Source organism: Streptomyces sp. NBC_01116, from assembly GCF_041435495.1.
In the GTDB taxonomy this organism is placed as follows: Bacteria; Actinomycetota; Actinomycetes; order Streptomycetales; family Streptomycetaceae; genus Streptomyces.
This window is the reverse complement of sequence record NZ_CP108644.1, coordinates 5404934-5431093: the sequence shown is the minus strand read 5'-3', so window position 1 is coordinate 5431093 and position 26160 is coordinate 5404934. Positions and strand designations below refer to the sequence as shown.

At 71.9% G+C, this 26160-nt stretch carries 19 protein-coding genes and 2 pseudogenes; 6 read left to right on the top strand and 15 right to left on the bottom strand.

The window, feature by feature from the left end; genetic code table 11:
- Nucleotides 1–12: 12 nt before the first annotated feature.
- Nucleotides 13–225, bottom strand: a pseudogene (locus OG245_RS23980) (SAM-dependent methyltransferase); the annotation flags it as partial.
- Between the two features lie 299 nt (nt 226–524).
- On the opposite strand from OG245_RS23980, the gene OG245_RS23975 reads away from it, so the two are divergent.
- On the top strand, nt 525–1241 hold the full coding sequence (locus OG245_RS23975) for a L,D-transpeptidase family protein (protein WP_371625511.1): 717 nt from the start codon (nt 525–527) through the stop codon (nt 1239–1241).
- A gap of 168 nt (nt 1242–1409) precedes the next feature.
- Complete coding sequence (locus OG245_RS23970; protein ID WP_371625510.1) at nt 1410–2435, top strand: sigma-70 family RNA polymerase sigma factor; 1026 nt, start codon at nt 1410–1412, stop codon at nt 2433–2435.
- Between the two features lie 110 nt (nt 2436–2545).
- On the opposite strand, the gene OG245_RS23965 is transcribed toward OG245_RS23970, so the two are convergent.
- Entirely contained in the window at nt 2546–2920 is a 375-nt protein-coding gene (locus tag OG245_RS23965) for an STAS domain-containing protein (RefSeq protein WP_371625509.1), read from the bottom strand.
- A 256-nt stretch (nt 2921–3176) separates the two neighbouring features.
- Here OG245_RS23965 and OG245_RS23960 point away from each other — a divergent pair.
- A pseudogene (locus tag OG245_RS23960) lies at nt 3177–6460 on the top strand (S8 family serine peptidase).
- An 80-nt stretch (nt 6461–6540) separates the two neighbouring features.
- On the opposite strand, the gene OG245_RS23955 reads toward OG245_RS23960, so the two are convergent.
- The 8 genes from OG245_RS23955 to OG245_RS23920 all read right to left on the bottom strand — a co-directional run bounded on the left by OG245_RS23955 (nt 6541) and on the right by OG245_RS23920 (nt 15820).
- Nucleotides 6541–7131, bottom strand: a complete 591-nt coding sequence (locus OG245_RS23955) for a Uma2 family endonuclease (protein WP_371625508.1) — start codon at nt 7129–7131, stop codon at nt 6541–6543.
- A 97-nt stretch (nt 7132–7228) separates the two neighbouring features.
- The gene (locus tag OG245_RS23950) at nt 7229–8506 is read right to left on the bottom strand and encodes a thymidine phosphorylase (protein ID WP_371625507.1); all 1278 of its coding nucleotides are present in this window, start codon (nt 8504–8506) and stop codon (nt 7229–7231) included.
- A 119-nt stretch (nt 8507–8625) separates the two neighbouring features.
- Nucleotides 8626–9054 carry a cytidine deaminase gene (locus tag OG245_RS23945; protein ID WP_371625506.1) on the bottom strand — a complete coding sequence of 143 codons (429 nt, stop codon included), beginning with the start codon at nt 9052–9054 and terminating at the stop codon, nt 8626–8628.
- Complete coding sequence (locus OG245_RS23940) at nt 9051–10313, bottom strand: ABC transporter permease (RefSeq protein ID WP_371625505.1); 1263 nt, start codon at nt 10311–10313, stop codon at nt 9051–9053. Before OG245_RS23940 ends, OG245_RS23945 begins: the two co-directional genes overlap by 4 nt.
- The gene (locus tag OG245_RS23935; protein WP_371625504.1) at nt 10310–11428 is read right to left on the bottom strand and encodes an ABC transporter permease; all 1119 of its coding nucleotides are present in this window, start codon (nt 11426–11428) and stop codon (nt 10310–10312) included. The genes OG245_RS23940 and OG245_RS23935 overlap by 4 nt, the downstream gene beginning before the upstream one ends.
- The gene (locus OG245_RS23930; RefSeq protein ID WP_371627975.1) at nt 11425–13008 is read right to left on the bottom strand and encodes an ABC transporter ATP-binding protein; all 1584 of its coding nucleotides are present in this window, start codon (nt 13006–13008) and stop codon (nt 11425–11427) included. Before OG245_RS23930 ends, OG245_RS23935 begins: the two co-directional genes overlap by 4 nt.
- A gap of 352 nt (nt 13009–13360) precedes the next feature.
- Nucleotides 13361–14410, bottom strand: a complete 1050-nt coding sequence (locus OG245_RS23925) for a BMP family protein (protein WP_371625503.1) — start codon at nt 14408–14410, stop codon at nt 13361–13363.
- Nucleotides 14411–14584: 174 nt separating this feature from the next.
- On the bottom strand, nt 14585–15820 hold the full coding sequence (locus tag OG245_RS23920; RefSeq protein ID WP_371627974.1) for an amidohydrolase: 1236 nt from the start codon (nt 15818–15820) through the stop codon (nt 14585–14587).
- Between the two features lie 235 nt (nt 15821–16055).
- On the opposite strand from OG245_RS23920, the gene OG245_RS23915 reads away from it, so the two are divergent.
- Nucleotides 16056–17750 (top strand): FG-GAP-like repeat-containing protein, encoded by a 1695-nt coding sequence (locus OG245_RS23915; RefSeq protein WP_371625502.1) that lies wholly within the window; start codon nt 16056–16058, stop codon nt 17748–17750.
- Between the two features lie 73 nt (nt 17751–17823).
- Here OG245_RS23915 and OG245_RS23910 read toward each other — a convergent pair whose 3' ends face one another.
- Genes OG245_RS23910 through OG245_RS23895 form a run of 4 tightly spaced genes read right to left on the bottom strand, consistent with a single transcriptional unit; the run spans nt 17824 to nt 22473 of the window.
- On the bottom strand, nt 17824–18855 hold the full coding sequence (locus OG245_RS23910) for a hypothetical protein (protein WP_371625501.1): 1032 nt from the start codon (nt 18853–18855) through the stop codon (nt 17824–17826).
- A 10-nt stretch (nt 18856–18865) separates the two neighbouring features.
- A complete protein-coding gene (locus OG245_RS23905; protein ID WP_371625500.1) occupies nt 18866–19798 on the bottom strand; it encodes an N-acetylneuraminate synthase family protein in 933 nt (310 codons plus the stop codon).
- A 12-nt stretch (nt 19799–19810) separates the two neighbouring features.
- Nucleotides 19811–21049, bottom strand: a complete 1239-nt coding sequence (locus OG245_RS23900) for a cytidylyltransferase domain-containing protein (protein WP_371627973.1) — start codon at nt 21047–21049, stop codon at nt 19811–19813.
- A 41-nt stretch (nt 21050–21090) separates the two neighbouring features.
- Nucleotides 21091–22473, bottom strand: coding sequence for a DUF6716 putative glycosyltransferase (locus OG245_RS23895; RefSeq protein ID WP_371625499.1), 1383 nt, complete (start codon nt 22471–22473; stop codon nt 21091–21093).
- A 208-nt stretch (nt 22474–22681) separates the two neighbouring features.
- Between OG245_RS23895 and OG245_RS23890 the strand changes: the two genes are divergently transcribed.
- Nucleotides 22682–23665 (top strand): glycosyltransferase family 2 protein, encoded by a 984-nt coding sequence (locus OG245_RS23890; protein ID WP_371625498.1) that lies wholly within the window; start codon nt 22682–22684, stop codon nt 23663–23665.
- Nucleotides 23662–24996 carry a polysialyltransferase family glycosyltransferase gene (locus tag OG245_RS23885; RefSeq protein ID WP_371625497.1) on the top strand — a complete coding sequence of 445 codons (1335 nt, stop codon included), beginning with the start codon at nt 23662–23664 and terminating at the stop codon, nt 24994–24996. Before OG245_RS23890 ends, OG245_RS23885 begins: the two co-directional genes overlap by 4 nt.
- 80 nt (nt 24997–25076) lie before the next feature.
- Here OG245_RS23885 and OG245_RS23880 read toward each other — a convergent pair whose 3' ends face one another.
- Nucleotides 25077–26159 (bottom strand): acyltransferase, encoded by a 1083-nt coding sequence (locus OG245_RS23880; protein ID WP_371625496.1) that lies wholly within the window; start codon nt 26157–26159, stop codon nt 25077–25079.
- Nucleotide 26160 lies beyond the last annotated feature (1 nt).

Genomic DNA, 26160 nt, shown 5'->3' with positions numbered 1-26160 from the left:
GCCGTCGGGCCGTCAGCGGGCCATCAGCGCGAAGACACCCCAGCCGAGGTACTCCCGCTGGTGGCGCGCGTAGCGGGCGGGTCCGGTGTCGAGTTCGGCCCGCACCTCGGCGGCGAGCCCGTCACCTGGGTGCGCGTCGAGCCAGCGGCGGAGGTTGAGCCACTGCGCGGCCTGGTACCGGTCCCAGCTGTCCTGGTCGGCCAGCACCATCTCGATGAGGTCGTGGCAGCTGCGGGGGACGGCAGGCCGGATCCGGCCGCCGTTGCTCGGACCGTCATCGAGAACACCTCGTCGTGAGCGCGTGGATCTGGAACCCGGTGACCATAAGGCCTTCCGGGCGGCGGCTCCACCGCTTTTCCCGGCTCGTCGCACGGGGTGCGGGAGTCCTGCCGGACCGGGACCGTGACCGGGCCGCGCCGGACCGGGACGCAACCGAGACATACCGGCGCGCAACCGTCGTACCTCCTCGCACGTCTACCAGGCGTAACCAACGAAGCACTGCGGGCGAAGGGGAGTTGGCGCGCATGGGAGTCACGGCGAAGATATCCGGAAGACCTCTGCGACGAGGGGTGGCACTGTCCGTCGCCGGGCTGGTGGCCGCTCCGGCGCTGGTCCTGGGCACCGGCACCGCCGCCCACGCGGCGTCCTGCACCACGTCGGTGGGACCGCACCAGAAGCAGGTCGAGAAGTTCCTGAAGCGGCCGGTGGACGGCAAGCAGTCCACGGCCGACTGCAAGGCGATCCAGAAGTTCCAGAAGAAGCACGGGATCACCCCCACCATCGGCTACGCCGGCCCGCTGACCTGGCGCACGATGAACACGATGCTCGCCCAGAAGGCGGCCGGGAAGAACCCCAACAAGGCGAAGAAGTGCCCCACCGACAAGGGACGCATCGCCTGTGTCGACCTGACCCGGCAGCTGAGCTGGATCCAGGACGGCAAGAAGCTCACCTACGGACCGGTGCCGGTGCGGACCGGCCGCGACGGCGCCGAGACCCGGACCGGGTCCAAGAAGATCTACTGGCGCAACATCAAGCACTGGTCGACCATCTACAAGGTCTGGATGCCGTACTCCCAGTTCTTCGACGGCGGCCAGGCGTTCCACTCCGTCACCAAGTCCATGTACAACCCGCCGGGCTCCGGCGGCTGCGTCAACATGCGCCCCGCCGACGCGAAGGCATACTGGAAACTGCTGAAGAACGGCGACGACGTGTACGTGTACGGGCGCAAGCCCGGGACCTGAGCGACGCGCGGGACACCTTGAGGGGTGCCGGGCGGACCGTGGCCGCTGCCACGGCCGCCGGGCACCCCTTGTCCTCTTTCCGCCCCCGGCTGTCAGTGGCCTGCGGTAGCTTCCGACGTACCGGGTGACGGATGCCACAGCGCGGCTGCGCGCGACAGGGGTGGAGCGATGAGCGATCTGACCACGACGACGGCCGCGGGAGCGGCGGCGGGCGCCGGGGGCGACGCCTCCGGCATCGACAGCCGCCTGGAAGGGCACCGGGTCGAGCTCACCGGGTACTGCTACCGGATGCTCGGCTCCGCCTTCGAGGCCGAGGACGCGGTGCAGGACACCCTGGTCCGGGCCTGGCGCAACTTCGACAAGTTCGAGGGCCGCTCCTCGCTGCGCTCCTGGCTCTACCGGATCGCCACCAACGTCTGCCTGGACATGCTGAACGCGGGCAACAAGCGGGCCCGCCCGGTCGATCTGACGGGCCCGACACCGCTCGCCCGGGCCGCGCTGAGCCCGCGCCCGGAGAACGTCTGGCTGGAGCCCATGCCCGACGGCCGGATCCTGCCTTCGGTCCAGGACCCGGCGGAGGCGGCCGTGGCGCGCGAGTCGGTGCGGCTCGCGTTCGTCGCCGCCCTCCAGCACCTGCCGCCCAAGCAGCGCGCCGTGCTGATCCTGCGCGAGGTCCTCGCCTGGAAGGCCGCGGAGGTGGCCGAGCTGCTGGAGACCTCCGTCGCCTCGGTCAACAGCGCCCTCCAGCGGGCCCGCGCCACCCTGACCGAGACGGAGGGCCGGGCGGGCGACGCGGCGGACCCCCTCGACGAGGAGCAGCAGAAGCTCCTGGAGCGCTATGTGAAGGCGTTCGAGGGATACGACATGGCCGCCCTGACCGCGCTGCTGCACGAGGACGCGGTGATGACGATGCCGCCGTTCGACCTGTGGCTCCGGGGCACCGGGGACATCACGGGGTTCATGACCTCCATCGGCGCGGCGTGCGCGGGCTCCCGGCTGGTGCCCGTCGCGGCCAACGGCTCCCCCGGCTTCGCGCACTACAAGCCCGCCGAGGACGGCGACGGGTTCGTGCCGTGGGCGGTCCAGGTCATCGACATCCAGGACGGGGCGATCACCGGGATGCACTGCTTCCTGGACGTCCCGCGCTGGTTCCCGCTGTTCGGGCTGCCGGACCGGCTCCCGGCCGACGCGTAGGAGTCACCGGCCGGGCCCGGCACCCCGCGGTACGCGAACGGGGTGCCGGGCCCGGCTTCCCGCTGCGGCCCGACGCGCGGCCGCGCCCCGACGCGCGTTCCTCCGCGACGTCAGCGCGGGTCCGGCACCCGTTCCTCCGGGCCCTCCTCCAGGGTCACCACATCGGCCAGCCCCACCAGGTCGAGCAGCGACCGGAGTTCGGGGGGCACCCGGCGCAGCCGCAGCGTGCGCCCGGACCGGCGGGCGACGAGCCCGAGCCGGGCCACCGCCTCGACCAGGGTCAGATCGGGCCGGATCACGCCGCCCACGTCGCAGTCCACGGCCGCGCCCGGTGCGAGGGCGGCTCCGCGAGGTCCGGCGAGAGCGCGCTCCAGGTCGGCGCAGAGGTCGGGTACGGCGGCACGGGTGACCCGGCCGGTCACGGTCAGGGCGATCGGATTCTCGGCATCCACACCAGGCAGACCGGACCGGCGGGCGAAATTCATCGGCCCTCACAGCGCGGCCCCCGCCACCCAGGGGCCATTTTGCGACAACTGTGCATCACCTGCACCTCTTCCGTGAACCAACTCCCTCAGGATTCCCTCTAGTTCCTTGAACCGACGGGCCGCAGCCGTCGTTCCTGCGTCTCTGCGGACCGGCGGGACCGAGAAGCCATCGAGTTCTCCAGGGGGAGAGTTGCGCAGACACGTGAGAAACGCGTGCATACCAGCGGTCGCCGTTGCCGTGGCGCTGGCGGCGGGCATGACCTCGTCCGCCGTCGCCCAGCCGGATCCGAGGGGGGCGTCCGGCGCCCAGGACCGTTCCCACGAGAGGGGACGCGTCAGCTGACCCTCGTCACCGGCGACCGGGTCACCGTCGACGCCCAGGGCAAGCCGGTCGCCTTCCGGCCCGCCAAGGGCCGGGAGAACATCCCGGTGCAGCGGATGAGCAACAAGGGGCACACGCTCGTCGCCCCGGCCGACGCCCACCGGCTGATCGTCTCCGGCAAGCTCGACCGGCGGCTGTTCGACGTCACCGAGCTGAGCCGCCCGGAGAACCTCCGGGCGCAGCGGGACGGTCTGAAGCTGATCGTCGGCTACCGGGGCAAGCAGGCCGCCTCCGCGAAGGCGCAGGTCCGCGACGCGGGCTCCACCGAGGTGGGCCGGAGCCTGACCTCGCTGAACGCCGAGTCGGTGACCACGCCGACCGCCGACGCGCCGGCCATCTGGAAGGCGCTCACGGACCGGCGGGCAGACGGTGAGCGGGTCACCACCGCGGCCGGCATCGACCGGGTCTGGCTGGACGGGGTGCGCCGGGCGAGCCTCGACAAGAGCGTCGCGCAGATCGGCGTCCCGGCGGCGTGGAAGGCCGGGTTCACCGGCAAGGGCGTCAAGATCGCGGTCCTGGACACCGGGACGGACGCCACCCACCCCGACCTCAAGGGCCAGATCCTCGCGGAGAAGAACTTCAGCGCCGCCAAGGACACCAAGGACCGGGTGGGCCACGGCACGCACGTCGCCTCGATCGCGGCGGGCACCGGCGCCAAGTCGGGCGGGAAGTTCAGGGGCGTGGCCCCGGACGCCAAGCTGCTCGCGGGCAAGGTGCTCGACGACGACGGCTACGGCGACGACTCCGGCATCCTGGCCGGGATGGAGTGGGCGGTCGCCCAGGGCGCCGACATCGTCAACCTGAGCCTCGGCGGGATGGACACCCCGGAGGTGGACCCGCTGGAGGCCGCGGTCGACAAGCTGTCGGCCGAGAAGGGCGTCCTGTTCGCCATCGCCGCGGGCAACGAGGGGTCCGGCGCGGGCACGGTGGGCTCGCCGGGCAGCGCGGACGCCGCGCTGACCGTGGGCGCGGTCGACGACCAGGACAAGCTGGCGGACTTCTCCAGCCGCGGCCCGCGGGTCGGGGACGGGGCGGTCAAGCCCGACGTGACGGCCCCCGGCGTGGACACCACGGCGGCGATCCCGTCCGGTTCGCTGATCGCGAAGGAGGTGGGCGAGAACCCCGCCGGCTACGCGACGATCTCGGGTACGTCGATGGCCACCCCGCACGTCGCGGGCGCGGCCGCCCTGCTCAAGCAGCAGCACCCCGACTGGGGGTACACCGAGCTGAAGGGCGCGCTGACCGCGTCCACGAAGCCCGGCGCGTACAACCCGTTCCAGCAGGGCTCCGGCCGGATCGCGGTGGACCGGGCGATCGCCCAGACCGTCGTCGCCGACCCGGTCTCGGTGAGCTTCGGGGTGCAGCAGTGGCCGCACACCGACGACGAGCCGGCCACCGAGAAGGTCACGTACCGCAACCTCGGCACGAGCGACGTCACCCTCGATCTGAAGGTGACGGGCACCGGCCCGGCGGGCAAGCCCGCTCCGGCCGGCTTCTTCACGCTCGGCGCTGACAAGGTGACCGTCCCGGCGGGCGGCACGGCGGAGGTGACGCTGACCGCCGACACCCGGCTCGGCGGCACCGCCGACGGCACGTACTCCGCGTACCTGGTGGCCACCGGCGGCGGGCAGACCGTGCGCACGGCCGCCGCGGTCGAGCGTGAGGTGGAGAGCTACGAGGTCACCGTCAAGCACCTCGGACGGGACGGCCGTCCGGCCGCCTACGCGGACAGCACGCTCTTCCGCTTCGGTTCGGAGTCCGGCGACCCGTTCCTGAACCCGCGGGTCGTCGACGGCACCGCGAAGATCCGGGTGCCCAAGGGCACGTACGTGGTCAACTCCACGGTCTACAGCGACCCGGACGACGTCACCCAGGGCGCCGACTGGATCGTGCAGCCCAAGATCGCGATCACCAAGAACACCTCGCTGACGTTCGACGCCCGCAAGGCGAAGCCGGTGAACGTCACGGTGCCGGACGCGAAGGCGAAGGGCGAGCTGTTCTCCCCGGACTACGTGGTGGAGTCGGATGACGACGCGGTCTCCTTCGGCTGGCTGATGGAGTCGCCGGCCGGCGTCCGCACGCTCCACGTCGGCCCGCAGATCACCGACGGTTCCCTCGCCCAGCACTGGGCGGGCACCTGGAGCAAGGGCGCCTCGACCGAGTACGACATCGCGGTCGGCGGCACGGTCAAGCAGCTCGCGACCGGCTACAACCGGAAGTTCACCACGGCGCAGCTGGCCAAGGTGAAGATCGGCATGGGCTCGGCCGCGCCGAAGAAGAAGGGTTCGATCACCGCCTTCCCCTTCCTGCCCACGCAGGGCGGCAGCTGGGTGACCTCGATCGACCAGAAGCTGCCCGGCACCCGCACGCTGTACGTCTCCACCGCGGACAAGGTGAGCTGGAGCTTCGACTTCGACCAGCAGGGCCCGGCCGACGCGAGCGGCTGGCCGACGTACGAGGCCAACTACCAGGTCGGCCAGGATGCGACGTACAAGGCGGGCAAGACGTACACGAAGTCCGTGAACACCGCGGTCTTCGGCCCGCTGGTGAACAAGGACTACGGCATCGTCCGTGAGGGCAACGAGATCACCGGCTCCCTCCCGCTGCTGGCCGACGGCCAGGGCAACGCGGGCGGGATGCTGTTCTCGTCGGCCAAGACCGTCCTGTACCGCAACGGCAAGAAGCTCGGCCAGAACGGCGACCCGGTCTCGGGCGACGAGCCCTTCCGGGTCCCGGCGGGCGCGGCCGACTACAAGCTGACGACCACGGTCAAGCACAGCGCGAAGATCAACCCGCTCTCCACCCGGGTGGACGCGGCCTGGACGTTCCGCTCGAAGAAGACCGCGCTCACGATGCTGCCCGTCTCCACCGTCCGGTTCACCCCGGCCGTGGGCGCGGACGGCCGGGTCAAGGCGGGCAAGACCGTCTCGGTGCCCGTGAAGGTCCACGGCGCGGCCGCGGGCAAGAACCTGAAGTCGCTGAAGACGTACGTCAGTTACAACGGCGGCAAGACCTGGAAGAAGGTCACCGTCACGAAGGGGAAGATCGCCGTCAAGAACCCGGCGAAGGGCAAGGCGATCTCGTTCGCCGCCAAGGTCACCGACAAGAAGGGCAACACCTCGTCGGTGAAGATCTACAGCGCGTACTTCGGCAAGTGACCCGATACGTCCGGTAGTTCACACTCGCACCACGACGGCCCGCCGCACGGATCCTCTCCGCGCGGCGGGCCGTCCGCGTGTCAGCTGATGGGGAGCACGCCCGTGTCGAGGACCAGCCCGAACGGATCGGGGAGGGTCAGCTTCCGTCCGTACTCGACCGTTTCCAGTACGCGGTACGTACCGCCCTCGGGATCGCCGTACAGCGTCGCGGTCGGACGGCCGGAGTGCCAGGGATCGAGGAGCAGGAACAGCTCCACCCCGGCCTTGGCGTAGCCGTTCACCTTGCTGACGCGGTCGTGGTTGGCGTTGGCGCGGGAGGTGATCTCGACGACGAGCAGGGACTCGGAGGCGGGCACGGTGTTGCCCGGCCCTGCTGCCACCGCGCGGGGTACGACCACGAGGTCAGGGATGTAGATCCCGCCCCGTCCCGGCAGCGAGAGGCCGAGGGTCTGGTAGATCTCCCAGTCCTCCGGGATGACGGTGTAGAGCCTGCGCTGGAGCAGGGCAGCGGTGGTGTTGTGGTCCTTGGACGGCGGCGGCGACACGGTGACGATCTCCTCGATGATCTCCACCTTGCAGCCCTCGGGTGCGTCCGTCTCCTCCCAGATCCGGACCAGGTCGTCCCAGTCCTGGCCGGGGCCCGGACCGGGCTCGACGGTGAGTGCGCTCATGGCGGTCTCCTCTATCGGTACGTCACCGAGTCCAGCATGCCGAACGGGACCGGTGGCAGTCCACCGATCCCGTTCACCCGTACGGGGAAACCACAGGTCAGGCGATACGTTCCCGCACCACTGGCAGCGGGGCGAACGGCGTGCCGGCCGGGGCGATGTCGTACGCCTCGGGCAGCGCCTTCAGCGCGTAGTCGAACTTCTCGGGGGTGTCCGTGTGCAGCGTCATCAGGGGCTGGCCCTCGGCGACGGTGTCGCCGGGCTTCGCGTGCAGCTCGACGCCCGCGCCCGCCTGCACCGGGTCCTCCTTGCGGGCGCGGCCCGCGCCGAGGCGCCAGGCGGCGACGCCGACGTCGTAGGCGTCCAGGCGGGTCAGCACGCCGGAGGAGCGCGCGGTCACCACGTGCTGCTCGCGGGCCGTCGGGAGCCCGGCGTCCGGGTCGCCGCCCTGGGCGGAGATCATCCGGCGCCAGACGTCCATCGCGGAGCCGTCGGCGAGCGCCTTCTCCGGGTCGGCGTCCTTGAGGCCCGCCGCGTCCAGCATCTCGCGGGCGAGGGCCAGGGTGAGGTCGACGACGTCCCTGGGGCCGCCGCCGGCCAGCACCTCGACCGACTCGCGGACCTCCAGCGCGTTGCCCGCGGTGAGGCCGAGCGGGGTGGACATGTCGGTGAGCAGCGCGACCGTGCGCACACCGCTGTCGGTGCCGAGCGCGACCATGGTGGAGGCCAGTTCGCGGGCGTCCTCGATGGTCTTCATGAAGGCGCCGGAGCCGACCTTGACGTCCAGGACGAGCGCTCCGGTGCCCTCGGCGATCTTCTTGGACATGATGGAGCTGGCGATCAGCGGGATCGCCTCGACCGTGCCGGTGACGTCGCGCAGCGCGTACAGCTTCTTGTCGGCGGGGGCGAGACCGTCACCGGCCGCGCAGATGACCGCGCCGGTGGTGTCGAGGACGTCCAGCATCTCCGCGTTGGAGATGTGGGCCCGCCAGCCGGGGATGGACTCCAGCTTGTCCAGGGTGCCGCCGGTGTGGCCGAGGCCCCGGCCGCTGAGCTGCGGCACGGCCGCGCCGCAGGCGGCGACCAGCGGGGCGAGCGGCAGGGTGATCTTGTCGCCGACGCCGCCGGTCGAGTGCTTGTCGGTGGTGGGGCGGGACAGCGCGTGGAAGTTCATCCGCTCGCCGGAGGCGATCATCGCGGCGGTCCAGCGGGCGATCTCGGTGCGGTTCATCCCGTTGAGCAGGATCGCCATGGCGAGGGCGGACATCTGCTCGTCGGCGACCTCGCCGCGGGTGTACGCGTCGATGACCCAGTCGATCTGCTCGGGGGTCAGCTCGCCTCGGTCCCGCTTGGTGCGGATGACGGAGATGGCGTCCATGGGAATCCTTCCGGCCGGGTGCGTACGCAAGAGTCCGAAGTGACTCTACGCGCATAGAGAGGGGGAAGAGCGGTGGCCCTTCCGTGAAGGGGAAGGGCCACCGCCGAGAAGTGCGGGGTTCAGCCGAGGTGCTGCGGGCCGAACGACTGGGGCAGCATCTCGTCCAGTGTCCGACGCCCGTCGGGCGTCTCCAGGAGCAGCTCCGGCCCGCCGAACTCGTACAGCAGCTGGCGGCACCTGCCGCACGGCACCAGGATCGCCCCGGTGCCGTCCACACAGGTGAAGTGGGTCAGCCGGCCGCCGCCGGTGGCCTGGAGCGTGGAGACCAGACCGCACTCGGCGCAGAGCGAGAGGCCGTAGCTGGCGTTCTCCACGTTGCAGCCGGTGATCGTGCGGCCGTCGTCCACCCGGGCGGCGACACCGACCGGGAAGCCCGAGTAGGGGGCGTACGCCCGGGACATGGCGTCCCGGGCCGCGGCCCGCAGGGCCTCCCAGTCGGCCTCGCCGAACGCCTGGGCGGACGGGCCCTCGGCGGCGGGCGGCGTCACTTGCCCTCGCCCTTGCGGTACGGCACACCGTCCGCCTTGGGCATGCGCAGCCGTTGTGCGGAGAGCGAGAGGACCAGCAGTGTCGTGACGTACGGGGCGGCGTCGACGAACTGGCTCGGCACCTGGTCGGTCAGGAGGTACCAGGTGAACAGCAGCGCCGAGACGGCCGCCGAGATCACCGCGGCGACGTACTTCTTCCGGTACAGCTGCCAGAACACCGCGATGACCAGCAGGATCGCCAGCAGGAGCAGCATCGCGTGGACGTTCTCCGCGCCGCCGCGCAGCTTGAGGCTGTCGGTGAAGCCGAAGAGCCCGGCGCCCAGCGCCATGCCGCCCGGCATCCAGTTGCCGAAGATCATCGCGGCGAGGCCGATGTAGCCGCGGCCGCCGGTCTGGCCCTCCTGGTAGATGCCGGTGGCGACGATCGCGAGGAACGCGCCGCCGAGGCCCGCCAGACCGCCGGAGACCGTGACGGCGATGTACTTGTACTTGTACACGTTGACGCCGAGGGTCTCGGCGGCCACCGGGGACTCGCCGCAGGAGCGCAGCCGCAGTCCGAACGGCGTGCGCCACAGGATCCACCAGGTGGCGGGGATCAGCAGCAGGGCGACGACGGTCAGCAGGGAGAGCCCGGTGACCAGGCCGCCGAGGATGCCCGCGATGTCGGAGATCAGGAACCAGTGCTGTTGTTGCAGGTCCTGGAGCCAGTCGGAGAGCCCTGGGATGGTGATCTTGTCGATCGGGTCGATGCGCGGGGACTGCTTGGAGGAGCCGCCCTGGATGCCGTCGAACGCGAAGTTGGAGAGGTAGCGGGTGACGCCGACGGCGAGGATGTTGATGGCCACACCGGAGACGATGTGGTTCACGCCGAAGGTGACGGTGATGACCGCGTGCAGCAGGCCGCCGAGGCAGCCGCCGAGGATACCGAAGAGGACGCCCACCCACGGGCCCCACTGGAACCCGGCCCAGGCGCCGAACCAGGTGCCGAGGACCATCATGCCTTCGAGGCCGATGTTGACGACGCCCGCGCGCTCGGCCCACAGGCCGCCGAGCCCGGCGAGGCCGATCGGGACGGCGAGCTCCAGGGCGCCGGCGACCTGGCCGACCGAGGTGACGTCGTTGGCGCCGCTGATGAGGCGTACCAGCGAGACCAGGGCGAGCGCGCCCGCGATGATCAGGAGGACGACGGGCAGGGTGAGCTTGCGGCGGCCGCCCTTCGGCGGGGCGGGGCGTGCGGCGGTGACTTTGCTCGTGCTCACAGGGCCGCCTCCTTCTCGGTCTTGATGGCATGGCCGGCGGCGAGCTCCTCGCCGACCTTCTGCTGCTGGCGGCGGATGCCGTACCGGCGGACCAGCTCGTAGGAGACGACGACCGAGATCACGATCAGGCCCTGCATGATCGTGGCGATCTCCTTCTCGTACCCGTACTGGTCGAGCGAGGCCGACGACTTGTCCAGGAAGGCGATCAGCAGGGCGCTGAAGGCGATGCCGAGCGGGTTGTTGCGGCCCAGCAGCGCGATGGTGATGCCGGTGAAGCCGATACCGGTGGGGAAGTCGAGGCTGTAGGTGTGGGTGTCGCCGAGCAGGGTCGGCATGCCGGCCAGGCCCGCGACCGCGCCGGAGATCAGCATCGAGGTGAGGATCATCTTCTTGGCGTCCACGCCGGAGGCCTGGGCGGCGCTCTCGCTGGCGCCGGTGGCGCGCAGGTCGAAGCCGAACCGGGTGTGGTTCAGCACGAACCAGTACAGGAGGCCGCAGCCCGCGGCGACGAACGTGAAGCCGTAGATCTCCCCGGCCTGGTCGCCCATCGGCAGCCCCGGGAACCAGCCGGACTCCGGGATCTCACCGGTGGTCAGGTTGTTGGAGCCGGCCGGCTGCTCGCCGAAGTTCTTCGGCAGGATCAGCCAGGCGACCAGGGCGGTGGCGATCGAGTTGAGCATGATCGTCGAGACGACCTCGCTCACCCCGCGGGTGGTCTTGAGGAAGCCCGCGATGCCCGACCAGAACGCGCCGACCAGCATCGCGACGATCACGATCAGCGCGATGTGCAGCGGCCCCGGCAGGCTGACGCTCGCGCCGACCAGCGCGGCCATCATGGCGGCGAGGCGGTACTGCCCGTCGACGCCGATGTTGAAGAGGTTCATCCGGAAGCCGACGGCCACGGCGAGTGCGGCGAGGTAGTACGTACCGGCCTGGTTGACGATCAGGACCTGTACGTCGACGTAGCTGGCCGACTCGAACATGATCCGGTACGGCTCGAAGGGGTTCCGGCCGGAGGCGAGCAGCACCAGGGTCGTCAGCGCGAGGGCGACGACCAGGGCGAGCGCCGGGCCTGCGAAGCCCAGGATCAGCCGGTCCTTGTCGAGTTTCTTCATCGGGCCTCGTCCTCCGGGCTTTCGAGGTGACCGGTGGCGGCGCCGGTCATGGCCGAGCCCAGTTCCTCCGGGGTGATGGTGGCCGGGTCGGCGTCGGCGACCAGTCGGCCGCGGTACATGACGCGCAGGGTGTCGGAGAGCCCGATCAGCTCGTCCAGGTCGGCCGAGATCAGCAGGACGGCCAGCCCTTCGCGGCGGGCCTCGCGGATCTGGTCCCAGATCTGCGCCTGCGCGCCGACGTCCACGCCGCGGGTGGGGTGGGCGGCGATCAGGAGCTTGGGCGTGTGGCTCATCTCGCGGCCGACGATCAGCTTCTGCTGGTTGCCGCCGGAGAGGGAGGCCGCGGTGACCTCGATGCCGGGGGTGCGCACGTCGTACTCGCGCACGATCCGCTCGGTGTCGGCGCGGGCCGCCTTGTTGTCCAGCAGCCAGCCGCGGCTGTTGGGCTTCTCGGTGACGTGGCCGAGGATGCGGTTCTCCCACAGCGGGGCGTCCAGCAGGACGCCGTGGCGGTGGCGGTCCTCGGGGATGTACCCGATGCCGGCCTCGCGCCGCTTGCGGGTGGGGACCTGCGAGATGTCGTCCTGGTCGAGGGTGATCACCCCGCCGTCCGGGATGCGCATGCCGATCAGGGCCTCGATCAGCTCGGTCTGCCCGTTGCCCTCGACCCCGGCGATGCCGAGGACCTCGCCCTGGTGGATGGTGAGGTCGATCCCGGCGAGCACGTCGCGGACGGTGCCGTCGGGGTCGGTGACGGTGAGCGCCAGGTCCCGCACGCGCAGCATCGGCACATCGGTGACGGTGGACTCGCGGGTCTCCGGCGAGGGCAGCTCGCTGCCGACCATCAGCTCGGCGAGCTGCTTGGTCGTGGTGGACGCCGGGTCGGCGGTGCCCACGGTCGTGCCGCGGCGGATGACGGTGATCTCGTCGGCGACGGAGAGCACCTCGCCCAGCTTGTGCGAGATGAAGATGACGGTCAGGCCCTCGGCCTTGAGCTCGCGCAGGTTGGCGAAGAGCGCGTCGACCTCCTGCGGTACGAGGACCGCGGTCGGCTCGTCCAGGATCAGGATACGGGCGCCCCGGTAGAGGACCTTGAGGATCTCCACGCGCTGCCGGTCGGCGACCCCGAGGTCCTCCACGAGCGCGTCGGGGCGGATGCCCAGCCCGTACGCGTCGGAGATCTCCTTGATCTTCTTCCGGGCGCCGGAGCCGATGCCGTACAGCTTCTCGCCGCCGAGGACGACGTTCTCCAGGACGGTGAAGTTGTCGGCGAGCATGAAGTGCTGGTGCACCATGCCGATGCCCCGCTCGATGGCGTCGCCCGGGTTGGAGAACGAGACCTGCTCGCCGTCGATCGCGATGGTGCCCTCGTCCGGCTTCTGCATGCCGTAGAGGATCTTCATCAGGGTGGACTTGCCGGCGCCGTTCTCACCGACGAGGGCATGGACCGTGCCCTTGCCGATCGTGATGTCGATGTCGTGGTTGGCGACGACGCCGGGGAAGCGCTTGGTGATGCCGTGCAGTTCTACGGCAGGGGGACTGCTGGACGCGTTGATGACGCACTCTCCTTGGCCGGACAGGAGCGGGGGCGGAGGGGCTGGGGGTGTCGGGGACCCCCTGGGGGGCGGGGTGAAGTTATCGCGCCGGAGGGCTGTCTACACGCGTAGCGCTGCCGAATCGTGAAACACAGGTGCACGTCACGGTCCGGACGCGGGGTCCGGACCGGGTGGGAGAGCACTGCGAGAGGCGGATCTTCTTCGGGTGGGGCGGGGCGGGCTCGGGGTGCCGCGGGATGTTCGCGTTCCGCGGCGGGAGACCTGTCCGTCCGGCGGGGATGGGCCCGCGGCCCCGCCCGTCCACCGGCCGGCGTGCGGCGCGGGGACGGACAGGGCCTTGGGGAAACCAGCTGTACGGCAGGGGTCTTCGAGCTGCCTACGGAGCGGTCTTGACGGTGATCTTGCCGTCGATGATCTCCTGCTTGGCCTTGTCGACGGCCGCGATGACGTCGGTCATCTCGGCGAACGCCGGGTTGGACATCGACAGGCCGACGCCGTCCTTGTCCAGGCCGTAGCGGATCTCACCGGTGGTCGGCTTGCCGTCCTGGACCGACTTGATCAGGTTGAACACCGAGTCCTCGACGTCCTTGGTGACCGAGGTCAGGATGGACTCCTTGTAGGCCGCGAGGCCCTTCTGCTTGTACTGGTCGGAGTCGACGCCGATGTTCCACTTGCCGGCCTTGGAGGCGGCCTCGATGGCACCGGAACCGGCCAGACCGGCGGCCGAGTAGATCACGTCGGCCTTCTTGTCGAGCTGGCCCTGGGCGGCGGCCTTGCCGAGGTCGGGCTTGGAGAAGCCGTCGAAGTTCGGCGGCTGCGTCAGGTACTGCGGGAGCACCTTGACCGCGGGGTCGGTGTCCTTGGCGCCCTGGATGAAGCCCGCCTCGAACTTCTTGATCAGCGGGGTCTCGACACCGCCGATGAAGCCGATCGTCTTCGTCTTGGTGACCTTGGCGGCGGCGACGCCGGCGAGGTAGGAGCCCTGCTCCTCGTTGAAGACGATGTTGGCGATGTTGTCGCCGGTCACCGAGGCGTCGTCGATGATGCCGAAGGTGGTCTTCGGGAACTTCGGCGCGACCTTCTTGATGGCGGGCGCGTAGGCGAAGCCGACGCCGATCACCGGGTTGTTGCCGGAGCGGGCCAGCTCGGTGAGGCGCTGGACCTTGTCCGCGTCGCCCTCACCGTCGGAGGGCTCGGCCTCGCTGCCCTTGACGTCGAGTTCCTTCTCCGCCTTGGCGAGTCCGGCGTAGGCGGCGTCGTTGAACGACTGGTCGCCGCGGCCGCCGATGTCGTACGCGATGGCGGCCTTGTCGCCGCCCGAGTCGGAACCTGCGTCCGACGACGATTTTCCGCCACAGGCGGTGACACTGAGAGCAAGCGCCGCGGACGCAATGCCCACGGTGGTGATCCTGGTGATCCGGCGCAAGGGAAGGCTCCTTCAAACCTGACCGAAGCGCCTCTTCCGGCGCTGGTTTCGCGGCGATCGTAACGCGCGTAGATGTCAGATAAGAGCACGTACGGAAGCCGTTATCGGATCGTCGTGAACAGAAGACCTCCCGCGGGTCCACGAACGGCCCGCGAAGAGTGTGTCAACGCTCCGCTAACGGCTCCCGTCGAACAGCGCCGCGGCGGTGAACAGCTCGACCCCCACGGTGATGGCTTCCTCGTCCACGTCGAAGTCGCCGCGGTGCAGGTCGAGCCCGCGCGTGTCGCCCGGGGTCCGGACGCCGAGGCGGGCCATCGCGCCGGGGACCCGCTCCAGGTACCAGGAGAAGTCCTCGCCGCCCAGACTCTGCTCGGTGTCCTCGATCGCATACGATCCGCGGCGCTCGGTCATCGCGGCGTCCAGGAGGCCGATGGACTCGGCGTCGTTCACCACGGGCGGCACACCGCGCACGTAGTTGATGACGGTCTTGGCCCGGTGCATTCCGGCCACCTCGTCGATGGCGGCGTGCACCAGGTCGGGGGCCGTGCGCCAGGCGTCCAGGTCCAGGCAGCGGACGGTGCCGGACAGCTCGGCGTGCTGCGGGATGACATTGGGGGCGTGCCCGGTCTCCAGCCGCCCCCAGGTCAGCGCGAGCCCGGAGCGGGCGTCGACCCGGCGGGCGAGCAGCGCGGGCACGTCGACGGCGATCCGGGCGGCGGCGGTCACCAGGTCGGTGGTCAGATGCGGCCGGGCCGTGTGCCCGCCGGGCCCGTCGAGCGTGACCTCCAGCCGGTCGCAGGCCGAGGTGATGGCCCCGATCCGCAGCCCGATCCGCCCGACGTCCACCTTCGGGTCGCAGTGCACGCCGATGATCCGGCCGACGCCCTCCAGCACCCCGGACTCGATGGCGTCGACCGCGCCCCCGGGCAGGACCTCCTCGGCGGGCTGGAAGATCAGCCGCACGGCGTGGGGCAGCAGCCCCTCCCGGTCGAGACCGGCGAGCACGAGCCCCGCGCCGAGCACGGAGGTGGTGTGCACGTCGTGCCCGCAGGCGTGCGCCCGGTCGGGCACGGTGGACCGGTAGGGCACGCCCGCCTTGGTGTCCGGGATCGGCAGCGCGTCGATGTCCGCCCGCAACGCCAGCATGGGCGTCACCCCGTCCCACTCCCCCACGTCGCACATGACCCCGGTCCCCACGGCGAGGACCTTCGGCTTCAGCCCGGCCTTCTCCAGCCGGTCCTTGATGGCCGCGGTGGTGCGGAACTCCTGGTTGCCCAGCTCGGGATGCATGTGCAGATCCCGGCGGAAGGCGATCAGCTCGGCACGCAGTTCGTCGGAGAGTCTGCCGGGCAGCGCACCTCCCCCGGGCTGGCCGGCCGGGTGGTGGGGGCGGGAGGCACGGGACTTCAACTGGTTCACCTTAGGAAGCGTAGGCCCCCTGCCCCCTCAACTGGCCACAGATCAACAAAACTTCAGCCGCACAGGCGAACAATTTTCCTGTGAGGACGTGTGACGCTGGGTGGTTTCGGGTATGCCCATTCGCCTTCCGCACCGGGGTCCGCGCCCTTGCGGGAAAGGCGCGGGACACGCGGCGAGAGCCTTCATAGGATCGCGAAGAAATCATGAACATCCCGTGAGGAGCCCCATGAACAGTCGGTCCGAATCCGCCCCGAACAGAAAGAGACGGAACAGAAGGGGGCGGCTCCGCCACGGCACGCTTCTGGTCGCCGTCGCCGCGTCCCTCGGTACGGTCGCCGCCCTGGCCCCGCCCGCCGCGGCCGCGCCGAGCCCCTCCCGTACCACCGCGCCCGCCGACCGCGCGCGCCCGGCGAACACACCCCCCGAGATCCCGGACCGCCTGGCCACGAGCCCCGCGACCGCCTGCGCGGGCGGATACATCGGCAACACCCCGACGACTCTCATGGCGCGGGTGAGGGACGCCGACTCGCCCTCCCTCACCGCCCAGTTCCAGGTCTTCGACGCCGACAGCACGGACCCGGTGGCCGAGCGTTCGGTGGCCGTCACGGCGGACGGCACCGCCGCCGCTCCATCGATCGACCTGCCTTCCGGCGACTACCGCTGGCGGGTCCGGGCCACGGACTCCGGGGGATCCGCCTCCGCCTGGACCGGTTTCTGCGCCTTCGCGGTCGACCGCATACGTCCGGACCGGCCGCCGACCGTCGTGTCGGAGGAGTTCCCCGACGGGGACGCCGGATGGCCGGTGGACACCGGGGACGCCCGCACTCCCGGCACCTTCACCCTGGGCGCCAACGGCGTCGAGGACGTCGTCTCCTACGTCTGGTACAGCACCTTCGACCCGCAGCAGCGGGAGGTCTCCGTCTCCCCCGGCGGGACGGCGGACGTGACGGCCACGCCGCTGACCGGCGGCCCGCAGATGCTGTACGTCCGCAGCGTCGACCGCTCCGGAAATCGCTCGGACACGACCACGTACCTCTTCTACGCCCGGGGCATCACCACCCCCGACGCCCCCGGCGACCTCAACGGGGACGGCGCCAAGGACATCTGGAGCCTGGACGACCGGGGCGAGCTGCTCACCTACGCGGGCCGGGGGGACGGAACCTTCGCCCCCGCGACCGGCACCGGACTGACCGCGCCCGGCGCCGGCACCTCCTACCGGACCGACTGGAACGACGACGGATACGTCGACCTGGTGACGCTGGAGTACAACCCCAACGCGCGGCGGAAGCAGCTCTGGGTCCATCCCAACAGCGGCCTGGGAAGGGTCGACGGCACCCGGGGCCGGCAGCTCCTGACGGTCGACTGCCCGGTCCCTGACGAGGACTACGGCTGTGTGGGCGAGCCCGGCTGGACCGGCGACGACCACTGGGGCGACGCGGAGCAGGTGATCGCCCCCGGCGATCTGAACGGTGACGGCAGAAGTGATCTCCTCGTCCGGGAGAGCGGCCGGCTGTGGATCTACCACGGCGTGCACCGGATGCGGCTGGATGTGCCGGTGGCGGTCGGCGGCTCGGACTGGGACGACTTCACCGTCCTCGCGCCCGGCGACCTCGACGGCGACGGCCTGGCCGACCTGTGGCTGCGCGACAACGCCACCGGCGACCTCCACAGCGTGCGCGGCGGCAGTGGCACGGGCGGAGCACCGGACCCCGCCGCCTGGGGCGACCCCGCGAACCGGGTGCTGATCGGCACCGGTTTCACCGCGGCCGCCCGTCCGGTGCTGGACACGGTCGGCGACCTCGACGGCGACGGTGTCGCCGATCTGCACGGCCGTACGCAGGACGGCACCCTGACACTGTGGCCGGGCCGCGTGGCGGCGGACGGCAGCTTCGGCTTCGGGGAGGGGCGGGCGATCGGGTGACTCCCCCGGATCGGCCGGGTGTTCCCCCGAGGATCGTCTGACTCCCTGAGGGCCGCCGGCCCGCCGGCGGCCCTCAGGTCGCCACCGACGACAGCCTCTGCACCCCCCGTGCCGTCTCCGTGACCCCGCTCAGGAAGCCCTGGGCGCGGGGCGAGGCCGTGGCGCGGAGCCATTCCGGGGCGATGTCGCAGACCGCGACGTTCACGCCCGTGCCGGCCAGGGCCAGCGGGAGGGTGTGGACGACCGTGGAGGGAAAGCTGACGATCGTGCGGCCGATGGGGCCGCGGCGGGCGATGAGCTCCAGGGGGAGGTCCGGGCGGACGATCTCCAGGCCGGTGGCGGCTTCCAGGGCGTGGAGCTTCCCGGCGGACTCGCGGCGGTGGGCGAAGTAGCGGGTGGCGCCGTGGGCACGGGCCAGGGCCGTGACCGCCTCCTGGTACGGGACGGGGTCGACGACGCCCGTCTCGACCAGGGAGGTGCCGACCAGGTCCGCGCCCTTGCCGATGCTGGGCGGGCCGAAGCGGGCGCGGGTCCAGGCGAAGGTGTTCGGGGTGACCGCGATGCCGGGCGGAGCCTCGACCGGCATCGCGGTGAACACCTCGACCGTGTGGTTCGCCGTCGGGGTGAAGCGGCGGCGGGCCGTCGCCGTGACCGGGGCCAGGACCAGTTCGCGCGGTCCCGTGCGGCCCCGGCGGTGCCAGCGTGTCAGGCGCTCGCCCCGGGCCAGCTGGGCGACGAACTCCATGGTGGCCGTGCCGTCGTCGACCACCGTGAGGCGGTCGGCGCGGACCAGGGTCAGCAGGAGCTGCACATAGCGGGAGAACGGGTCGCCGATCACTATGTGGTCCGCGCGCCGGACCAGGCCGGCCAGGGCGCGCAGGGCCTTCAGGGGGGCGCCGGACTCGCCGCGCGCCTCCTGCCAGCGGACCGCGATGCCCTCGTCGCGGGCCAGCTCCGCCATCCGGCGCAGCTGACCGCGCGACATCGGGTCGACCGGGGGGAGGACGACGACCGTGGTGTCGGCCGGGTCGTCTCCCCCCTGGGTGTGAACCCACTCCAGGACGTTCAGGAGCTGGACCGGGCTCTCGACGAAGGCGAGGTTCACCGGTCGGCGCTCAGACCGCGACCGGCTCGGGGGCCGCCGCGTTCTCGGTCTCGGCGACGACGCCCGCGACGCGGCGGAGCTTCTTCATCGGGCCGAGCTCGGACTCGTACACCTTCTTGACGCCGTCACCGAGGGAGGCCTCGATGGTGCGGATGTCGCGGACCAGGCGGGTCAGGCCCTGCGGCTCGACGGAGGCGGCCTGGTCGGAGCCCCACATGGCGCGGTCCAGGGTGATGTGGCGCTCGACGAACGTGGCGCCGAGCGCGACGGCCGCGAGGGTGGTCTGGAGGCCGGTCTCGTGGCCGGAGTAGCCGATCGGGACGTTCGGGAACTCCTGCTGGAGGGTGTTGATGACCCGCAGGTTCAGCTCCTCGGCCTTCGCCGGGTACGTGGAAGTGGCGTGGCAGAGCAGGATGTTGTCGCTGCCGAGGACCTCGACCGCGTGGCGGATCTGCTTCGGGGTCGACATGCCGGTGGAGAGGATCACCGTGCGGCCGGTGGCGCGCAGGGCGCGCAGCAGCTCGTCGTCGGTGAGGGAGGCGGAGGCCACCTTGTGGGCGGGGACGTCGAACTTCTCCAGGAAGGCGACGGCCTCGGTGTCCCACGGGGAGGCGAACCAGTCGATGCCGCGCTTGGCGCAGTGCTCGGCGATGGCGGTGTACTCGTCCTCGCCGAACTCGACGCGGTGGCGGTAGTCGATGTACGTCATCCGGCCCCAGGGGGTGTCGCGCTCGATGTCCCACTGGTCGCGGGGGGTGCAGATCTCCGGGGTGCGCTTCTGGAACTTGACGGCGTCACAGCCGGCTTCGGCGGCCGCGTCGATCAGCGCGATGGCGTTGTCGAGGTCGCCGTTGTGGTTGATGCCGATCTCGCCCGTGATGTAGACGGGGTTGCCGGGGCCGGCGGTGCGGGTGCCGAAGGTGCGCAGGCGGGAGGTGCTCATGGTGGTGCTTCCTTACTTGGTGGGGACAGCAGGGGTGTGGGTGGTGGTGAGGGTGGGGCCCAGCAGCCAGGCCGCGATCTCGCGGATGGCGCCGTAGCCCCCGGGGGTGGTCGTGACGGCGCGCGCCGCGGCGCGTACCGAGTCGTGGGCGCTCGCGACGGCGACGGGCCAGCCGGCGACCACGAAGCAGGGCAGGTCGTTGACGTCGTTGCCGACGTAGAGGACCCGGTCGGGGGCGATGGACTGTTCGTCGCACCACCGCTTCAGTGCCTCGTCCTTGCGGTCGATGCCGTGCAGGACGGGGATCTGGAGCTTGCGGGCCCTGGCCGCGACGACCGGGTTCTGCTCGGTGGAGAGGATCAGCAGGGGCACCCCGGCCTTGCGCAGCGCGGCGATGCCGAGTCCGTCGCCCCGGTGCACGGCGACCGTCTCGCGGCCCTCGGAGTCGATCATGACCCGGTCGTCGGTCTGCGTGCCGTCGAAGTCCAGGACGACCGCGTCCACGTCCGCGAGGGAGGGCAGCGGGGAGGGGTCCAGGAGCGGGGCGAGCGCGCGGGCGCGGGCCAGATCGTGCGGGTCGTCGATCTCCAGCACCCGTGCCGGGTCGGTGGGCACGAGGGCGGTGTGGCCGAAGAAGCGGTGGCGGTGGGTGCGGAAGCCCGCCGCGTCCATCGCGTAGGCGGCGCCGGTCTCCAGGTGGTCCTGGGGGCGGTCCTGGCGGCGGGGGCGTACGGACTTGTCGTGGTTGACGCCGTACGTTCCCTCCTCGACCGCGTGCCCGTCGCGCCAGACGAAGCCGTGGAACGGGGCGACCGTGACGGCCGTGTCCGCGCCCTCGTGGGCCACCGCCCTGGCGACGCCGTCGATGTCCTCGCGGGAGACGAACGGGCTGGTGCACTGGACGAGGAGGACCACGTCGACGCTCTTGGCGCGCTCGGCCTCGTAGACGTCCATCGCGTGCAGCACGGCCGCTTCGCTGGTGGCGGTGTCGCCCGCGATGGCGGCGGGGCGCTCGACGACGTGCAGCCGGTGGGCGGCCCGGAGGTCGGCGGCGGCGGTGCGGGCGGCCTCGGCGATCGCCCCGTCGTCGGTGGTGACGGCGACGTCGGTGACCTCGGGGGCGGCGAGCGCGGCGCGGACGGCGCGGGCGACCAGGGGGATGCCGCCGACCTCGGCGAGGTTCTTGGCGGGGACGCCCTTGGATCCGCCGCGGGCGGGGATCACGGCGAGGACGGTCGGGGGCGGTTGCATCGTTGTCCCTGAGGTCATGGTGGCTGCTCCTGGAGTGGTGGTCACAGCTCCCCCATCCGGCGGATCACGGGGGCGACGCGCTGGACGCCCTGGCGGTAGGCGCCCCGGGCCGCGTTGCGGACGGTTTCGCGCACCGCGCCCCGGACCCGGCCGGGCTCCTGCGGTGCGGCCGCGCCGGGCAGGGGCGTGCCGTCGGGGGCCAGGTGGTTGCGGCCGAGAATGCCGGGGAGGTAGCCGGGGGCGGTGGCGGGGGTGTAGTAGGGGGCCAGTGGCGGGAGTTCATCGGTGCCGAGGAGGGCGGCGACCTTGGCGCGGGCCGCGTCGTAGGCGGTGGCGTACGAGCCGTCGGCGGCGACGCCCTGGCCGGCCACCCACTCCGTGTCGGGCCGGGGCCGGATCCCCCCGTCGAGCGTGTCCCAGGAGGTGAGGAGCCCGGAGCCGACGAAGTGGTGGTTGCCGAGCGTCTCGCGGACGCCGAGGTCGGTCAGGACCGCGGTCGGGATACGGCGGTGCAGGGACTCCAGCGCGGCCGTCGAGGAGACCGTGACCAGGAGGTCGGTGCGGTCCAGGACCTCGCCCATGTGCCCGTACACCAGACGGAAGTTGGGCGGCAGCCCGCCGGGCAGCCGCTGCGCGAGCTTCTGGTAGGGCAGTTCCTCGATGTGCGTGGTGTGCTCGCCGGGCTTGGAGCGCAGCTTCAGCAGCACCTCGCGGCGCGGGTGCAGCCGGGCGTGCTCGACGAGCCTGCGCAGCAGGTACGTGCGGTCGGCGCGGGAAGCGGGCACGGAGGGCTGGGCGGCGAACACCACGGTGTCGCGGCCCTCTTCGGGGCGGTACGGGGCTCCGCCCAGGAAGGGCAGGGCGGCCTCCGTGACCGCCGAGGCGTCGGCGCCCACTCCCTCGTACACCGCGCGGAAACGCTCCGCGTCGTGGGCCGAGTTGGCGAGGACGACGTCCGCCCCGTGGCGGAGGAGGAGTCCGTCGGCGAGCTTCTCGTAGACGACGCCGACGTATCCGGTGACGACGACGGGCCGGCGCGGCAGGCCGAGGGCGGCGAGGCCGTGCAGCATGGCCTGGACGCCGCCGCCGACGAGGGCGAGGACGACGAGGTCGTACCCCTCGTCGCGCACGGTACGCAGGAACTCGACCGCGGTGACCTCGCGGACCCGCCCGGCGTCGATCCCGACCTCGCCGACCTCCGCGAGCTGGCGGGGCGTCGGGGTGGCCCGGCCGCGCAGCAGCAGCCCGCTGACCTCGACGGGCCGCGCGTCCGGGCCGTCCGCCCCGGCGGTCAGGCGGCGCGCGGTGAGCGCGCCCCATTTCCACCGGGTGTCGGAGTCGGCGAGGACGGCGACCCGCAGCGCCGGTCGGAGCGCGGCGGGGGTTTCGGCCGGTTCGGCCTCATTGCTGGTACGTGGGGGCACGTCCTAGAAGTTAGGAAGGCATTTCGATGCGCGGCCCAACGTGATGGCAACAGATGGTTAACAGCGAGCCGACGATTGGGGGGTGGGCCCGAATGCGCCCCCAATTCCGCTTCCGGAAAGGGGGATTCACCTGGGCGACGGGCGTTGTTCACCTGCTGGGCGCATGACGGAAAAGGAATGAGCCGGAGCCCCACCTAACGTGATGCGCGTGGTTAAGCTCTCCGTCATCGTGCCGTTCTTCAACGTGCAGGCCTACGCGCCCGACACCCTCAGAAGTCTGCGGGCCAACGCCCGCGAGGACTTCGAATTCCTTCTCGTCGACGACTGTTCGACCGACGGGACACCCCGGCTGCTGCACCGGGCCGCCGGCGAGATCCCGGGGGCCGTCGCTCTGCGGCACGAGGTGAACAGCGGTCTGGCGACCGCCCGCAACACCGGTCTGGAGGCCGCCCGCGGCGAGTACATCGCCTTCCTGGACGGCGACGACTGGCTGGCCCCCGGGCACTACGAGCGGCTGGTGGCCCGGACCGAGGCGCTGGGCTGCGACTTCGTGCGCACCGACCACGTCCAGGCACACGGCAGGTCCCGGACCGTACGCCGGGTGCCGCACGGGCCGCACGGAGTGGTGAGCGACCCCCGGGCCGCGATCCTGCCCGCCCACCGCACCACGTCGGTGGACTACGCGTTCGCCTGGGCGGGCCTCTACCACCGGCGGCTGCTGGACCGCGGGCTGCTGCACTTCACCGACGGGCTGCGCACGGCCGAGGACCGGCCGTGGATCTGGCGGCTGCACCGGGAGGCGGATTCCTTCGCCACCCTGGGCACGCTCAGCCATTTCTACCGGCGCGGGGTCGCCACGTCGCTGACCCAGATCGGCGATGTGCGCCAGCTCGATTTCCTGCGCGCTTTCGACCAGGTGGTCGCCGAGACGGCCGCCGACCGTGACGCGGACGCTCTGCTGCCGAAGGCCGTACGCACGTATTGCGCGGTCATCGCCCACCATCTGGGCTCCCTCGACACATTCGAACCGGCCGTGGCCCGCGAACTGAGGTCGCGCGGCGCGGCGGCCCTGGGTCGCCTGCCGCAGCGGCTGCTGGACGAGGCTCTCGACGCCATGGACGTGACACGAGCGACCCGGGTGCGCAGGCTGCGCCGCCGTCCGGTCGCCGCGAAGGGGGCCTCGGCCGCATGACCATCCGGATCTTCCACGCCTCCTCGACCACCGCGACGGTGCTGCTCGCCGCGGCGATCGACGCGGGCTGCTTCATCGAGCCCGACCGCCGGATCCTGCTGCTGTCCCGGACGGGGCCGACTCCCGAGACCGTCGCCGACGTGTCGGAGACCGCCGGTTTCGAGCGGCTGCGCGCCCGGTTCGACGAGGTCCTCTCGTGGAACGACGCGGTCTTCCCCTTCCACCCGGCCGCCTGGACGCCCCGGGCCGACGACGCCCCCCTGTGGGAGCGCCACTTCCGGCGCGCCTGGGGTCTCGGCGACGAGGAGCTGGAGCTGGTCGTGGACTCCCCGCACACCGGTCCCGCCCGCGCCCTCACCCAGGTCTTCGCCGGCGCCCCGGTCGACGTGTACGCGGAGGGGCCCGGCGGCTACGGCCCGACCGGGGAGAAGATCCCCCCGCTGACCGGGGTCCGGGTGCGGCGGCTGCTCCATCCGGACCTGGTCCCGGGGGCGCGCCTGCTGCTGCTGGGCGAGTACGGGGTGGAGCCGCGGACCGTTCCCGCCGAGGCGATCACCAAGGTCGTCGGTGAACTGGCGGACGCGGAGGTGGAGTTGCCCGCCGTCGAGGCACCCGCGCTGCTGCTCGGGCAGGCCCTCGCCGGGGCCGGGCTGATCCCGGCGGCCGAGGAGGCGGGGCTGCGGCTGGAGATGGTGCGCGGGGCCGCCGCCCTCGGCCACCGCCGGCTGGTGTTCGCGCCGGACCCGTACGCGCCGTGGGAGGACCCGGCGGCGCTGCACGCCGAGGCGGACCGGCTGGGCGTCGAACTGACCGTACTGGAGGGCCCGTTGCCCGTACCTGCCGACGTGCTGATGCATCGGCTGCGGCCCGCGCTGGTCGTCGGCTGCACCTCGGCCGCGCTGTTCGGAGCGGCCCGGTTCCACGGCCTCCCGGTGGCGGCCGTCGGCACGGGGCTCCTCCTGGAGCGTCTGACCCCGTACGAGAACGCCGAGCGGATACCGGCGACGCTCGCCGACGCCCTGCTGCCGGGGATCGGTGACGCGGAGGCGGTCGCCGCGCAGCCGCCGTACGCCGGTGCGGAGCTGGACGGGCTGCTCGCCGCTGTCGGCTTCGCGATGCGGCCGAGGGTCCGCCCCGATCTGCGCCCGGCCGCCGAGCGCTACCTGTCCACGCACCTGGACGACCGCATCTGGCGCTACTTCAAGCGCCGCCGCCTGGCCTCGCTCGCGCTTCCCGGCGTGGTCCCGGCCCGGCTGGCGTTCCTGCGCTCCAGCCCGGCCCTGCGCCGGGTGGCCCGGCGGGCCAGGGCGTTGCGGAACGGCCGGGGCTGAGGAGCGACCGGGGAGGCCGAGGAGCGACCGGAAGGCCGAGGAGCGCCCCTCCCGGTGGGCGCGGCAGGTGCGCGGGGCGGTCAGCCCAGCACCTTGCTCGCGCCCGCCCGGCCCCACAGCATGGCCGCGCCGAACGACAGGGCCGTCGTGGCCACCGTGATCCCGACCACGAGCGCCGCGGCGACCGGGCCGCTCAGGTCCGCCCGGACGAAGGCGTCGGTGAGGACGCCGAGCACGAGCACGTGCGCCAGGTAGGCACCGAACGACGCGTCGGCCAGCCGGGTCAGCGCCGGGCGCATCCGCTCCGGGACGCGCAGGCCGTGCAGGGAGATCAGGACGCCGCAGCTGAACAGGGCCACCAGGACGTGGGCGTACGGGATCGCGTAGTGCACCTCGTGCTGGTACGCGATCACCCCGGCCAGTCCGGCCGCCGCGAGCAGCAGCCACGGGAGCCGCCGCCGGCCGAACGTCCCGGGCGGGGCGGCGAGCAGCAGCGCCCCGAGCACCGCGTAGATCAGCTGGTACGGGCCGAACGCCCATCCGAAGCGGGGCAGTTCGCGACCGGTGGCCTCGGCCAGGTCGCCGAAGAGCGACGGTGCGGAGGCCAGGACCAGCAGCACCGCGCCGAGCCCCCACGGCCGCCTGCCCGACCTGACCAGCACCACCAGGCCCAGGACCATGATCACGGGGAGGTAGGCGTAGAGGTACCAGAGGTGGTAGGCGGGGCGGACCGAGGCGAACACGGAGTCCAGCGCCAGCTCGCCCACCGGATCGTCGTTGGTTCCGCGCAGCCTGCCCCAGGCGAGGTAGAGCACGGTCCAGACGGCGAGGGGCACCACGATCCGCACGATGCGCCGCCGCAGCCGTGCGCCGTCCCTCGGCGGGGCCCCGACCAGGACCACCCAGCCGGCGATGGCGAAGAAGAGGGGCACGGCGAAGCGGCCGACGGAATCGGCGGTCAGCCCGGCCCAGTAGGTGCCGGGCCCCTCCGACGCGGTGCGGCCCACGGCGTTCACGAAGGCCGATCCGGCGTGCAGGCCAATCACGCCGAACGAGCAGAGCAGCCGGATCAGGTCGATGTCGTAGCGGTGTTCGCGGACGGGACGGGACGCCTCCGGGACCGTCGGCGCATCGGCGGCGGGGGCGGGGGGTGTGGTCGGCATG

What these genes read in the sequence shown, in the direction of transcription:
- OG245_RS23975 (WP_371625511.1), top strand. Translation starts at nt 525, where the DNA reads ATGGGAGTCACGGCGAAGATATCCGGAAGACCTCTGCGACGAGGGGTG.
- OG245_RS23970 (WP_371625510.1), top strand. Translation starts at nt 1,410, where the DNA reads ATGAGCGATCTGACCACGACGACGGCCGCGGGAGCGGCGGCGGGCGCC.
- OG245_RS23965 (WP_371625509.1), bottom strand. Translation starts at nt 2,920, where the DNA reads ATGAATTTCGCCCGCCGGTCCGGTCTGCCTGGTGTGGATGCCGAGAAT.
- OG245_RS23955 (WP_371625508.1), bottom strand. Translation starts at nt 7,131, where the DNA reads ATGAGCGCACTCACCGTCGAGCCCGGTCCGGGCCCCGGCCAGGACTGG.
- OG245_RS23950 (WP_371625507.1), bottom strand. Translation starts at nt 8,506, where the DNA reads ATGGACGCCATCTCCGTCATCCGCACCAAGCGGGACCGAGGCGAGCTG.
- OG245_RS23935 (WP_371625504.1), bottom strand. Translation starts at nt 11,428, where the DNA reads ATGAAGAAACTCGACAAGGACCGGCTGATCCTGGGCTTCGCAGGCCCG.
- OG245_RS23915 (WP_371625502.1), top strand. Translation starts at nt 16,056, where the DNA reads ATGAACAGTCGGTCCGAATCCGCCCCGAACAGAAAGAGACGGAACAGA.
- OG245_RS23905 (WP_371625500.1), bottom strand. Translation starts at nt 19,798, where the DNA reads ATGAGCACCTCCCGCCTGCGCACCTTCGGCACCCGCACCGCCGGCCCC.
- OG245_RS23900 (WP_371627973.1), bottom strand. Translation starts at nt 21,049, where the DNA reads ATGCAACCGCCCCCGACCGTCCTCGCCGTGATCCCCGCCCGCGGCGGA.
- OG245_RS23885 (WP_371625497.1), top strand. Translation starts at nt 23,662, where the DNA reads ATGACCATCCGGATCTTCCACGCCTCCTCGACCACCGCGACGGTGCTG.
- OG245_RS23880 (WP_371625496.1), bottom strand. Translation starts at nt 26,159, where the DNA reads ATGCCGACCACACCCCCCGCCCCCGCCGCCGATGCGCCGACGGTCCCG.